Raw genomic sequence first — 13,304 nt, forward strand, 5'->3', positions numbered from 1 at the left:
CCCCGGTATCGGCGTTAGGGGATTTGCCCCCGATAGGGGATCGCTCCCCTACTTCGCAGCGAGGAGCCTCCGGGGAGTAACAAACCCGTCCTTCATCCCGACATTGCAGACAACTGCGACGGGCGTTCGACCATCCACTACCGAGGAGTTCACTTTCATGGAGGCAGGGCTCGGCATCGGTATCGGCTCGACAACTCTGGTGGCCGTCGTCGACAAACTCGACGACGCCCCCGCAAGCTCCCGACGTACCGTGCGGAGCGAGAGTGTCGTTCAACTGGACCCGAGCAGCGTCTTCACCGATTTCGTGGAACGCGTGGGTGACCCGGTTCCGCTGTTCTCCGCCGACGGGACCCCACATCGCGGCGAGGACCTCACCGCGGTAGCGATTACGACGCTGATGCGCGACGCTCTTGCTGATCACGACCAGCCGAGCCACGTTGTCATCGCCCATCCCGCCTGGTGGAGCCGTCACGCGGTTTCGGCATTGGAAAACGCTCTGTCTACCAAAATGATTCACGACGCCACCCCGGTAGATACGACGCTGGTCGCGGAGCCGATTGCCGTGGTGGACTGGTTACGCACTTGCGGTCACCCCGATTCGGATGGGCTCACCGTGGTCTTCGATCTCGGTGCCCGATCGCTCGACATCACTGTCGTGACCACCACCGGTGGAAATACCACGATCGTCGGCAAGCCCCTGCACTCCGACGACATCGGCGGCGACGAGTTCGATCAGCTTGTCACCATGCATCTACTCACCGAATTCGACCGCGATACACACATCGACACGTCCGTGCCGGAGACTCTCGAAGCCTTGACAGCGCTTCGTGTCCACGCTCGCGAGGCCAAGGAAGAGCTGTCGTTCGATACCGAAACGGTTGTCCACGTTGATCTTCCCGGCGGCTCCCACAACCTACGCCTTGTCCGGTCCGAACTCGAAGACTTACTCCGTCCCGCGATCACACGATCGGTTGCCTTGGTACACGAGGCGATGCGATCAGCCGGTGTCGAGTCGAACGACGTCAGTCATGTTGTTCTCGCGGGCGGTAGCTCGTCCATCCCACTGGTCGCGGAACTGTTGTCGTCCGAACTCCGAGTACCGATGATCGCCGCACCGGATCCACGATCCTGCGCGGCGGCCGGAGCTGCAACTCGCGCAACCGCAATAGGAAATACCGCTACTGCCGTCGAACATTCGCAGCCGAAACCGATTCCCGTTCCAGCATTCTCGACACCGATTGTTGTTACTTCGGACCCCGAGGCCACATCGGCGGCGCGGCGCTCGTCCCGAGTGGGCATCGTCGCAGCTGTCGTCGGCGCGTGTGCGATCCTCGCGGCTGGTGGACTCGGAATCGGTACCGCCGTGGACAAGATCAAACCCGCTTCGAGTTCCGCCGACCCGAGTATCGAATCCCCTACTTCCGCAACAGTGTCCAACCCGAGCGCGCCATCGGGCTCCGAACCGGTGGCCGACGCCGCGCCGTCGACGGGCGCGGCCGTCGCCGTCACCGGGTCGCCCGCCCCCGGCACCCGATCTGTGGGCGTCGCGACGACGGGGGCTGCCGGAACGGGTGCGCCCGCCGCACCAGTAGCCACAGACCCACCTGCTGCCGCGCAGCCGAACTCCGATCCCACGACCGCCCAGCAGAACGTCGACTCCGGTTCGCCATTTCAGATTCCACAGGTCCCGGCGTTCGAGGTTCCGGAGCTTCCCGTTGTTGTCGCGCCGCAATTCCCGGACCAACTGACACTGCCAACGGCCATCCCACGCTTTCCCGTCGGATAGCCGAGGCTGCGTCGTGAACAGTGAATCTCCTTATATCCGTGACCTTCTGAGCACTATCGACCTGGAGGCCGAACCGCTGAGGTTGTTTGTCACCGGTTCCGGTGCAAGTGCTCGGCCGCAACTTGTCGCAGCGGTGCACCGACGCTTGATCGGCCGCGAAGCCGTCGTCGTGACAGCCGATTTCACCGGAGACGACCGTGGGCCCGATACCGTTCTCTTGATCGACAACGCGCTGGACCTCGACGCGGCCGAGCTTGCGAAGGTTCTCGAAACGCTGCGACGCCCCAACATCTCAGCCGTCGTGGCGACGGACATGGTCGATCCGCGTCTGGCCGACACTGCGGCCGACTTCTCCGCGTCAGGTGCGGTACTCCACCTGGACCGCTTGCGCTGCTCGGATATTCAGGCACTCGCGAACGGGTACGGGCATTCACTCGCGCCGGACGAAGCCAGCGATCTCGAGTTCTTGTCGGGTGGACATTTCGGTGCCCTCGACGCGGCCCTTCGGTCGCCGGTTCGGGGGCGTCAGACCGTCGACGATGCACTTCGGGGGTACTTCGCCCGCACCGTGGGTGCGCTCGATGCCCGGCAACGCGAGATTCTGCACATCTCGAGTATCGTGCACAATCTCGCGCCCGACGAACTGGAACTCGGCGGTCCGAGCGACGCATTCGATCGCGCGCTGGGAACGGGACTGTTTGCTGCGCAATCCCCCGCGATCGTCGAATCACTGGCGCATCCTCTCGGAGTCGGCTCCGAGCGCGCGACATTGGATCGAATACTGGACCGGCGCATCGACGCGGGCGTTCTCGATATCGACACCGCTGTGCGACTTTTTGATGCAGGAGTACGTCACCCGGGGATCGCACACCACTTCTACGAGCACGCCAAGCGCGCCACCTCCGCTACGGCCGCCGATCTGTACCAGCGGGCTGCGGTGATCGAATCCCCTTCTGCCGAAACCATGCTGCACCACGCGGAGTGCGCGGCCTCGCGCGGCGACCTCGATACCGCTGTCAGCCTGACAGATTCGATACTCGGCGATCAGAGCGCACAAGACGCCGATCTAGCTGTTGCAGTGCGAATCTCAGCAGCGGTATCCGCAGTGTGCGGTCAGATCGCCTCCGGCGCAGAACTCTACGCGTGGCTCGGCCCCGCGCGAGCAGACGCGGAATCGGCATTCGGGGCGATCCTCCTCGTCGCGTCCGGCCGCATCGACGACGCCACGGCGATGCTCGCCGGAACCAGCGGCGCACCATCGCCAGGCAGTACCGGTACCGGCCTGCTCGCCCGTGGACTCATGCAGTCGCTGACGGGGCCGCCTCCGCTTGCGCTCAACACGATGTCCCGGGCGCTGACACTGCCTCGATCTCCTGGGGCTTCGCGCTTTCAGGCCGACTCCCCTGCTGCCATCGTCGCCACTGCACTCATGCACACCGGAGCACATGATCGGGCTAGAGACGTTCTGGCGAAAGCAACCCCGGCGCACGACACATCCAGCCATCTGTGGGCCCGTCATCAGATTCTCGCCGCGTGGGCAGCACTGCTCGCCGGCAGTGAAAACCCCGTCGCCGACATCCCCGAATCAGCGCTCACGGATTCCCTCGGCCAGCGCGACACATTGTTTCTCCTAGCGTTGGAAGTGGGTGTCGCCCGGAGATTCGGGGACCTCGAGGACGTGCGTCGCACGTGGTCTCGGGCGTCGGGAACCCTCTTCGAATGCAGCGTCAATCTGCTCGATCTGTTGCCGATCTGCGAATTGTGGCTGGCCGCAGTTCGTCTCGGCGATACGGAACACGTCGACCATCTCATCGACGAGGCTCAGGATCTGCTACGGCTGCTCGGCGATCCGCCGCTGTGGTCGTCGCTGTTTCACTGGTACGGCGTCCAGGCCGCGATTTTGGGACAATCCCCGGCTGATCTGCTGCCGCACGCGCGTGCGCTCGCGGAATCAGCCAAGATCCACTCGTATTCCGCGGGTCTCGCCGAAGCCGGCCGCCAATGGCTGCTTGTCCTTCAAGGAACGGTGAGCGGCGACGAAATCGAGACCGCTGCACGAACTCTGAATCGAATCGGTCACTCGTGGGACGCTGCGCGCCTTGCGGGAGAGGCCGCGCTTCGGGCACCCGACACCAAGTCCGCAACAACGTTGCTTCAGCTCGCGCGCTCCTTTCGGGTCAACACACCTGAGCCTGGTTCCTCGAGAGAAGATGCCAACGCACTCCCCGACTCGCCCTTGACCGAGCGCGAACACCAGATCTCCGAACTTGTCGTACTCGGGCTCACCTACCGCGAAATCGGTGAGCGCCTCTACATCTCCGCGAAAACCGTCGAACATCATGTCGCGCGCATCAAGCGGAAAGTCGGAGCGCAGTCCCGTTCAGAACTCCTGGTAGTCCTGCGCAGCCTCACGACCCAGAACCGGAATTAACTGAATATTCACCCTTCTGGCACAAACGAGCTTTCGAGTGGTAGTTTCCACAGCCAGTGCATGTTTTTTGTGCGATGCGATGCGATAGCCATATTAGGGGGACGCGGTGACCTGGGGAGTCGGACTTGATGTCGGCAACACACGTTGCACTGCGGTGCTCGCCGTGCCCGACGCCGAACCGGTGATCATCGACCACGAATCCGTGCTGCACCACGCGCCGGACGGCACTATCGCACTGGGTACTGCCCACACACATTCACCGGGCGTACGACGGTTCCTCGACCGAGTCACTACCGACAACGAAGCGGCTCCCACCCAGCGGACGCGCGGTGAAGAACTGGTCGCAACCGCGCTGTACTGCCTCGTTACGGAAGTACATAGCCTCACCGATCAGCCGCTGCGCATTGTCGCCGCCATCCCTCCCAACTTCTCGGCTCGCTCTGTGGACACGCTGCGAACCGCGCTCGACAGCATGGATCTCGACTACATCGAACTTGCGCCCTACTCCGCGACCCTCGGCGCCTACAACCTCGATTCCGACATCACCTCGGGTGAACGCTCGGCACGGGGAGCCGCGATTCTGGCTGTTCCCCGCGCGGCGAGTGCTTCCGTCCCCGACATCGAGCAGGCGCCGGAGACGGAAGACATCCTCAGCACAGATGACGCACCGAGTCGGCGGCCCGTCTACCTCGCAGCCGCCGTCGCCGGTCTCTTGACTGCCGCGGCATGCGCGCTCGCGGTGTTGATCGGTAACGCCCCCACAACGCAGGTGCCGGAAATTCGTGACGCCGCCGTCCCGGCGTATGCCGAAATAGCGCCGCCCACCGATCCCGCGCCCCTTCGCGAGGTTCCGATCCAATTCCCCACTGCCGCGCCCGTGGCCGTCGTCCCACAGAACCGCACGCCGACCCCGCGATATCAGGCTCCCACCCAGGACGCCCTTCTGGTCGACGAGTTCGACGACGTTCCGACCGAAGACGAGAGCGTCGAACCGCTCGCATCCGAGATCCCCGCCGTGGACGACTACGACGTTGGCGGCGAACAGACCGATCCCGTCGACCCCGGCACAACTGATCCGGAACCGGTCGATCCGCAGCCTGTCGATCCCGAACCGGTCGACCCGCAGCCTGTCGACCCGCAGCCCGTCGATCCCGAACAGGCACCAGAAACAACTCCCTAGCTGCACATATCGACTTCCCTCGACCTAGGCGCCCGACCTCACATCGGAGCCTTCCCCTATGGTGGGGCGGTACCTTCCGGCGTTACGGCCGAAAGACTCGAAGGGATTTCATGCGTAACTCGTCGGCGATCCGGACCGTTCTGGTCGGCGCCTCGGCACTTCTGCTCGCAACATCGTTCTCAGCTACAGCTTTGGCGCAGCCGGCAGAACCCACATCCGAATCATCAGTCGAACAGCTCTCCGCGGATCAGCTACCCGCCGAACTGGTCGAGGCGATCAGCCGAGATCTGAAGATTTCCCCACAGGAATATCTCGATCGCGCCGCCAAGGCCCAGGAGTTGGGTGCGTACGCGGAAAGCTTCCGGTCCTCGCGCCCCGGCGATTACGCGGGCTCGTGGATGAACCTCGACGGTCAACCGGTTGTGGCAGTTACCAGCGCCGATGCAGCACGCGTCGCGGCAGCCGACGGATTCGTCACGCATGTGGCACCGGTCTCCGCAGGCAGTCTGGAACAGAGCCTTGCCGACGTCAACGGATGGATCGCGAAACTGCCCGGCGATATCGCGACGGCAGTCAGCTCCACCTCCATCGACGTACTGAACAACCAGGTTGTCGTCGACGTTGCCAACAGCCCCGTCGGCAAGGCACTCAACCTGCCCACGATGCTCGAGAACACCAAAATTCGGCTCAGCCCGGATGGCGGCGGCGCGATCGACGCTCGCGCACTCGGCGGCGACATCTATGTCACGTCACCGGGCCCGATCCGCGAGACACCGACCGAGGACATCTCCGTCTGCTCGTTCGGATTCAATGCAGTCGACAGTCACGACAATGCGCTCAATATCAGTGCGGGACACTGCAATAAGGCCGAGGGAACCGCTGCACCCGTCTATCTGCCCAACCCGCAGAACATCGACGACAGCCTCCAGGTCGGCAACTTCGCCCAGTCCGCGGTAGGCAAGGCCGGCGAAGAACTCGACTACTCCGTCATCAAGCTCAACCAGGCCGGCGTCGACGCCGGACTCGACCGCCCATCGGTGCGCGGCGCCGGTGGCACGACCCTCGAGATCACGGGCACCGCACGCCCCGTCATCGGAGCACCGATGTGCAAGTCCGGTCAGGCCAGCTCGTTCACGTGTGGCGTGGTCGCAGCCGATCAGGTCGAAATCCAGCTTGTCCGGCCCGGCGGCGAATCGCGCACCGTTCGCGGCTTTGCCGGAACAGCATGCACGCTCGCGGGCGACAGCGGCGGAGCCATCGTCACCGGAACTCTGGCTTTGGGAATCACGAGCGGTTCCAACAGCACCGGCGCACCCAACTGCACCGAAGCGAATCTTGTCCTCGCCATGTCGGGTGGGACCACGAACATCGGAATCCCCGTCGACAACATCACACAGGCCGCAGACGCAGCCTCCGGCGGTGGCGTCGGATCCGGAATCCGGGTCCGCACAATCGGCTGATCACTGAAACTCACTCGTTGTAACGGGTGGGATTCGTGGGGAAGAACCCGTTATAGTCGTGTGCGACTGCGATACGGCTCGCCGAAAGGCGGGCCGTATCCGCGTGCACCCAGGGGGGCCGCACGCGGTCAATGAAGCGGAAAGGCCCACATGCGAAGCTCCACCGCACGTCGCGCCGCAGTGTTCGGCTCGACGATGCTGCTGCTCCTCGGACCGATTGCCGCTGTTGCGAGCGCCGAACCATCGACGCCCGGTGTGTCCGACCAGGCCGCACATCTGCCCGTCGAACTCGCCGAGGCACTCCAGCACGATCTGGCATTGACGCCTGATCAGTACCTGACGCGTTCGGAACTCGCGCAGAAACTTGCCGAGTTCGCAGACATCGCGCGGGTGCAGTTCCCCGACAGTTTTGCCGGAGTCTGGCTGGACGACCTCGGGCAGGCCGTTGTTGCACTGGCCTCCGGGCAGGGCAACGGTGCAGCTCGCTCGGCCGCCGAAAAAGCCGGTTTCCAGGTCAATGACGTGGCACAGAGCGAATCGGCTTTGCAGAACGAGGTGTCCGCACTCAACACCTGGCTCGAGTCGCAGCCACCTGCCGTCGCGGATCTGGTTCGGGGAATTGCCATCGACGTTGTCGGAAACGGCGTCGAGTTGACCGCAGATCCGGCAGCCGGACTGACCCTGCCGGACTTCCTGAACACAACCGTCCGCCACGCCGCCGTCCCGATCTCCGTGCCGCCGATCGTTGTCGACCTCCTCCCCGCCACCGGTTCCCTGACCGGCGACGCCGCACTCGGCGGCGACGCGTTCGGCGGAATCTCCGGCTTCAACGGGTTCAAATGTTCCTTCGGTTTCAACGGAACCGATGCCTCCGGTCGCACCGTCAACATCAGCGCAGGACACTGCGACCCCAACCGCATCGCCGCAGGCACGCAGTACGCCTCTGAAGCCTTCCCGCTCGTCAACAACCAGCCGGGACCGCGAGTGGGATACTTCGCCAAGAGCGTGTTCGGGCCGCGGGACTACTCGATCATCAACATCGACGACCAGGCGAAGTACCGGTTCGACAACAACAGCGTCCGGGTTCCCTTCAACCGATCCGTCAACATCGACGGGGTTGCCGATCCCGTTGTCGGCGCACCGGTCTGCAAGGCCGGATCGACCACCGGCTACAGCTGCGGCGTTGTCACCAGCGTCAATCGCAATGCAGTGGTCTCGGAGCAGCCGATGTCCAACCTCTTCACCACCGACATCTGCGTCCTTCAGGGCGACAGCGGCGGCCCGATCATGACCGGCACCCGGGCACTGGGCATCACCAGCGCGTCGACGGTCGCAACATCTTCCTTCTGCGAGGTCGCTCGGGCCGCAACGCTGATCGGTAGCCCTCAGCCGATTCAGTACGGAACGCCCATCAAGGACATCCTCGCCGAAAACCCCGGCTTGAAAGTCCGCGACTACTGATCGCACCGCACCTACTGTGGCTCACCTCCTGTCGAGGTGGGCCACAGTTTTTTGTCGCAAATGCGCCCTTTCCCCCCGCCCCTACCGGTGCGAACGTACCTTTCATCGCCCTGGATGCGCCGAAAGGTACGTTCGCTCCGGACGGGTCGGTCGGTACCCCCAAAAACAGCGCGGACGGCAGGTTAGGGCTGCCTGATTAACAGGGGCGAGATGCACACCACCTAACGTGACGGTAGATAAGTTTGCGCAGCGGCCCAGCCCGTCGTTGCGGAATAATTGATCTCGCCAGGCCAAGCATGGTTACTCGCCGGTATACATGGTCGACACATCAAGCTACTGGTGGGTAACATATGGCAGGTTAGTATCAGTGGGCTCTTACCAGGTGGCCGACGCGTCGCCCTGAAATGAAAGGCCGCGACATGAATGCCCTGACGATCACGTTGGGCACCATCGGTGTGCTGCTGAGCCTCGTGTGTTGGTATTCCTTCATCGGTGGCGCGCTCAAGATGGTGAAGGTCGTCCAAATCGGCCAATCAGCACCAGACCGCTGGCGTCCGTTCTTCCCCCGCTTCAAGCAGATGGTCATCGAGTTCGTCGCGCACACGCGCATGGCGAAGTTCCGTACCGTCGGCTGGGCTCACTGGCTTGTCATGGTCGGCTTCCTGCTCGGCGCCATCGTCTGGTTCGAGGCTTACGGCCAGACGTTCAACCCCGAGTTCCACTGGCCGATCTTCGGCAACTGGGCCATCTACCACCTGGTCGACGAGATTCTGGGTCTTGGCACCGTCATCGGCATCACCACGCTGATCGTCATCCGCCAGCTCAACCACCCGCGCCTGCCGATCCGCCTGTCCCGCTTCGGCGGCTCGGATTTCAAGGCTGCCTACTTCGTCGAAACCGTTGTCCTCATCGAGGGCCTCGGCATGATCTTTGTGAAGGCCGGCAAGATCGCGACCTACGGTCACGCCAATCCGTGGACCGACTTCTTCACCATGAACCTGGCCAAGCTGCTCCCGGCCAGTGCCATGATGGTGGCCATCTTCGCGTTCATCAAGCTGATGTCCGGCATGATCTGGCTATACATCGTCGGCCGCAACATCACCTGGGGTGTTGCCTGGCACCGCTTCTCCGCGTTCTTCAACATCTACTTCAAGCGTGAAGACGACGGAACCGTTGCTCTCGGCGCGGCAAAGCCCATGATGTCCAAGGGTAAAGCCCTGACGATGGACAACGTCGATCCCGACACCGACACCCTCGGCGCCGGCCAGATCGAAGACTTCTCCTGGAAGGGCTGGCTCGACTTCACCACGTGCACCGAGTGCGGCCGCTGCCAGTCCCAGTGCCCCGCCTGGAACACCGGAAAGCCGCTCTCTCCCAAGCTCCTCATCATGTCGCTGCGTGACCACGGCTACGCCAAGGCCCCGTACCTGCTGGCCGGTGGCCGCAAGGACATGGGCGGCGACGAAATCGGATTGGTCGACGCCGACGGCAACGTCAACGAAGCCGCCCTCGCCGCAATCCCCGAGGCCGCCCGCCAGGAAGCCGAGCGCAAACTCGTCGGCGAGACGGTCGAGGGTGAACTCGCACCGGTCATCGATCTCGAAACCCTGTGGAGCTGCACCAACTGCGGCGCCTGCGTCGAACAGTGCCCGGTCGACATCGAACACGTCGACCACATCATCGACATGCGCCGCTACCAGGTCCTGATCGAATCGGAGTTCCCGTCCGAGCTCGCCGGCCTGTTCAAGAACCTCGAGAACAAGGGCAACCCCTGGGGCCAGAACTCCAAGGACCGCCTCAACTGGATCAACGAGATGGACTTCGAGATCCCCGTGTACGGCAAGGACGCCGACACATTCGAGGACTACGAGTACCTGTTCTGGGTCGGCTGCGCCGGCGCCTACGAAGACCGCGCCAAGAAGACCACGAAGGCTGTCGCGGAACTGCTCGCGACCGCGGGTGTGAAGTTCATGGTCCTCGGCGCCGACGAAACCTGCACCGGCGACTCCGCTCGCCGCGCCGGCAACGAGTTCCTCTTCCAGCAGCTCGCGCTGCAGAACATCGAGATGCTCAACTCCGTCTTCGAAGGCGTCGAGCAGAAGAAGCGCAAGATCGTCGTCACGTGTGCGCACTGCTTCAACGCCCTCGGTAACGAGTACCCGGAGGTGGGCGGCGACTACGAGGTCGTGCACCACACCCAGCTGCTCAACCGTCTGGTGCGCCAGAAGAAGCTGATCCCGGTCGCGTCGGTGAGCGAAGACATCACCTACCACGACCCGTGCTTCCTCGGCCGCCACAACAAGGTCTACGACGCACCCCGTGAACTCATGGAAGCATCCGGCGCCAAGCTCGTCGAAATGCCGCGTCACGGCGAACGATCCATGTGCTGTGGTGCCGGTGGCGCCCGCATGTGGATGGAAGAGAACATCGGTAAGCGCATCAACGTCGACCGCGTCGACGAAGCGCTGTCCACCAACCCCAAGAAGATCGCAACGGGTTGCCCCTTCTGCCGCGTCATGCTCAACGACGGCGTCACCGCACGCCAGGAACAGGGCAAGGGAGAAGGCGTCGAGGTTGTCGACGTCGCACAGCTGATGCTGAACTCCGTCACCCGCCTCGAACCCAGCCAGCTCACCGAGAACATCAAGGTGATCCCGCGTGAGAAGGCACCGGTTGCCGCGGCACCCGTCGTCGAAGAAGCCGCACCCGCGGCCGAGCCCTCAGCTCCGGCCGCTACCCCGGCAGCACCCGCTGCCGCCGGCAAGGGCCTCGCAATGAAGGGTCTGGCCAAGGCACCCGGCGCAAAGGCACCCGGCAAGGGACTCGGAATGGCAGGCGGGGCAAAGGCTCCCGGCGCCAAGAAGGCTGCTCCGGCAGCTGCCGAAGCTCCCGAGTCCGCAGCACCCGAAGCTGCACCCGCCGCAAAGCCCAAGGGCCTCGGCCTGGCCGGCGGAGCCAAGGCTCCCGGTGGCAAGGGTCTGCAGATGAAGGGCGCTGCCAAGGCACCGGGCGCAAAGGCTGCAGCCGCACCCGCTCCTGAAACTGCACCCGAAGCCGCTGCTCCGGCCGCACCCGCCAAGCCGAAGGGTCTGGGCCTGGCGTCCGGCGCCAAGGCTCCCGGCAAGGGCTTGCAGATGAAGGGTGGGGCAAAGGCTCCGGGCGCAAAGGCTGCTGAGGCCCCCGCCGCACCTGCTGCTGAGGCCCCCGCCGCACCTGCTGCCGAGGCCCCCAAGGCTGCGCCGGTTGCCAAGGCCGGCGGGCTCGGATTCAAGTCGGGCGCAAAGGCTCCCGGTGCAAAGAAGGCAGCTCCCGCTGCCGCAGCTCCGGCTCCCGTTGCGGAAACCCCGGCGGCTCCTGTTGCCGAGGCACCCGCCACTGAAGCACCGGCCGCCGAGGCTCCCGCTCCTAAGGCTCCGCCGGTTGCCAAGGCCGGTGGGCTCGGATTCAAGTCGGGTGCAAAGGCTCCCGGTGCACGCAAGGCAGCGCCCGCTGCTGCAGCGCCGGCTCCCGCTGCCGAACCGGTAGTAGAAGCGGCTGCACCTGAAGCTCCGGCTACCGAAGCACCAGCCACCGAGGCACCAGCTGCTGAGGCTCCCGCTGCGCAGGCCCCCAAGGCTCCCCCGGCCGCAAAGCCGGGCGGGCTCGGATTCAAGGCAGGCGCAAAGGCTCCCGGCCGCAAGTAGTAATCACGTCATCGAACGCCCTCGCCATTGCGGCGGGGGCGTTCGTGTTTGCCTGGCTCGTAAGCGAGCAGGGTTTCTGGGTAGCGAGCACCCCTTCCAGCTCGCCGGAACCCTTGCTCACTGCACACAAACACTGCTCACTGCTCACTGCACACAAACTATGCACACTGCGCGACCTATCCACAGCACAGAAACCCGTCGGCCCAGACGGGCTCCGATGCACCAGGATTGTTCGGCATGGGGGAACAACCGCACATCGTCCGCAGACCCGAGCATCTCGCCACCGGCGGCACCGACTCCGAGATCCGTCGCAGCTGTTCACACGGCGACTGGACCCGCCTACATCGCGGCGCCTACGTGTCGACGCAGCCGTTCTCCGAACTCGACGCACATGCGCGCCATCGTCTGCAGGTCCATGCGATAGCGAAGGCAGCCACGTCCGACGCAGTTGTCAGTCATGCCTCCGCGGCAGTGCTGCACGGCCTGGATTTATGGAACACTCCGCTCCGCCTGGTTCACCTGACTCGAAACCGTCGAGGTGGCGGCAGCACGTCCACTCACAGGCAGGTGCACTCTGCGTTGTTCACCGCGGACGAAGTCACGACCGTCGACGGTCTGCGGGTGACAACGCTTGCGCGCACGGTAGTCGACCTCGCCCGTTCACTACCGTTCGAGCCGGCCCTGGTCGCGGGGAACTCTGCGCTGCACCGAACACCGCTCGCTCTGGCCGACATCACCTCAAATCTGGCTGGGGTGCCGCGTCATCCGTCGCACCGCCATGCCTTTCATGCGATCGACGCGATGGACGGCCGGATCGAAAGCGTCGGCGAGTCACGGAGTTTGGCGCTCTTTGTCTCCGAGCACTTGCCGATGCCCGAACCGCAAGTTCAAATCGGTGATGCTCGTGTCGATTTCCTGTGGCGCGAGCATCGCACTGTCGGGGAGTTCGACGGCCGGGTCAAGTACGGCCGCTTCGTTCCCGTCGGCCGCACCCCTGAGGATGTGCTCTGGGCGGAGAAGGTCCGCGAAGACCGTCTGCGGGATGCGGGTTGGCAGGTGGTTCGGTGGACGTGGGCGGACTTGTCGACGCCGCAGGCGGTCTCGGATCGTATCCGTGCGGCGTTCAACCGCGGCCGAATCCCATAGCCGGCCGCCCAGCCAACCCTGCAAGTGAGCACAGTTTCTGCCCAGTGAGCACCCGTACCAGCGTGCCGCACACCATGTTCACTGCACACAAACCATGTCAGCTTGCCCACAACCACTGATCCCCGAGGACCAAGTACCCGAATTGTCCGCTTGGCCA

7 protein-coding genes are annotated in these 13,304 nt (G+C 64.1%); all 7 read left to right on the forward strand.

Annotated features, from left to right (window positions below; all coding sequences use genetic code 11):
- Positions 1-157 precede the first annotated feature (157 nt).
- Complete coding sequence (locus tag FEZ60_RS15420) at positions 158-1,786, forward strand: Hsp70 family protein (protein ID WP_172936412.1); 1,629 nt, start codon at positions 158-160, stop codon at positions 1,784-1,786.
- Between the two features lie 13 nt (positions 1,787-1,799).
- The gene (locus FEZ60_RS15425) at positions 1,800-4,217 is read left to right on the forward strand and encodes a LuxR C-terminal-related transcriptional regulator (protein WP_172936413.1); all 2,418 of its coding nucleotides are present in this window, start codon (positions 1,800-1,802) and stop codon (positions 4,215-4,217) included.
- Positions 4,218-4,323: 106 nt separating this feature from the next.
- The gene (locus FEZ60_RS15430; RefSeq protein ID WP_172936414.1) at positions 4,324-5,397 is read left to right on the forward strand and encodes a hypothetical protein; all 1,074 of its coding nucleotides are present in this window, start codon (positions 4,324-4,326) and stop codon (positions 5,395-5,397) included.
- A gap of 110 nt (positions 5,398-5,507) precedes the next feature.
- Positions 5,508-6,857 (forward strand): protease, encoded by a 1,350-nt coding sequence (locus FEZ60_RS15435; protein WP_172936415.1) that lies wholly within the window; start codon positions 5,508-5,510, stop codon positions 6,855-6,857.
- A gap of 150 nt (positions 6,858-7,007) precedes the next feature.
- Positions 7,008-8,318 carry a S1 family peptidase gene (locus FEZ60_RS15440; protein WP_172936416.1) on the forward strand — a complete coding sequence of 437 codons (1,311 nt, stop codon included), beginning with the start codon at positions 7,008-7,010 and terminating at the stop codon, positions 8,316-8,318.
- 419 nt (positions 8,319-8,737) lie between these two features.
- Positions 8,738-12,001, forward strand: coding sequence for a (Fe-S)-binding protein (locus tag FEZ60_RS15445; RefSeq protein WP_172936417.1), 3,264 nt, complete (start codon positions 8,738-8,740; stop codon positions 11,999-12,001).
- Between the two features lie 237 nt (positions 12,002-12,238).
- Positions 12,239-13,147 carry a hypothetical protein gene (locus FEZ60_RS15450; protein WP_172936418.1) on the forward strand — a complete coding sequence of 303 codons (909 nt, stop codon included), beginning with the start codon at positions 12,239-12,241 and terminating at the stop codon, positions 13,145-13,147.
- The last annotated feature ends 157 nt before the right edge of the window (positions 13,148-13,304 follow it).

Source organism: Rhodococcus sp. MS16 (assembly GCF_013277795.1).
Taxonomy (GTDB): Bacteria; Actinomycetota; Actinomycetes; order Mycobacteriales; family Mycobacteriaceae; genus Rhodococcus_F; species Rhodococcus_F globerula.

Bases quoted from the DNA above. Each gene is read 5' to 3' on its own strand.
- FEZ60_RS15445 (WP_172936417.1), top strand. From the start codon at position 8,738: ATGAATGCCCTGACGATCACGTTGGGCACCATCGGTGTGCTGCTGAGC.
- FEZ60_RS15440 (WP_172936416.1), top strand. From the start codon at position 7,008: ATGCGAAGCTCCACCGCACGTCGCGCCGCAGTGTTCGGCTCGACGATG.
- FEZ60_RS15435 (WP_172936415.1), top strand. From the start codon at position 5,508: ATGCGTAACTCGTCGGCGATCCGGACCGTTCTGGTCGGCGCCTCGGCA.
- FEZ60_RS15450 (WP_172936418.1), top strand. From the start codon at position 12,239: ATGGGGGAACAACCGCACATCGTCCGCAGACCCGAGCATCTCGCCACC.
- FEZ60_RS15420 (WP_172936412.1), top strand. From the start codon at position 158: ATGGAGGCAGGGCTCGGCATCGGTATCGGCTCGACAACTCTGGTGGCC.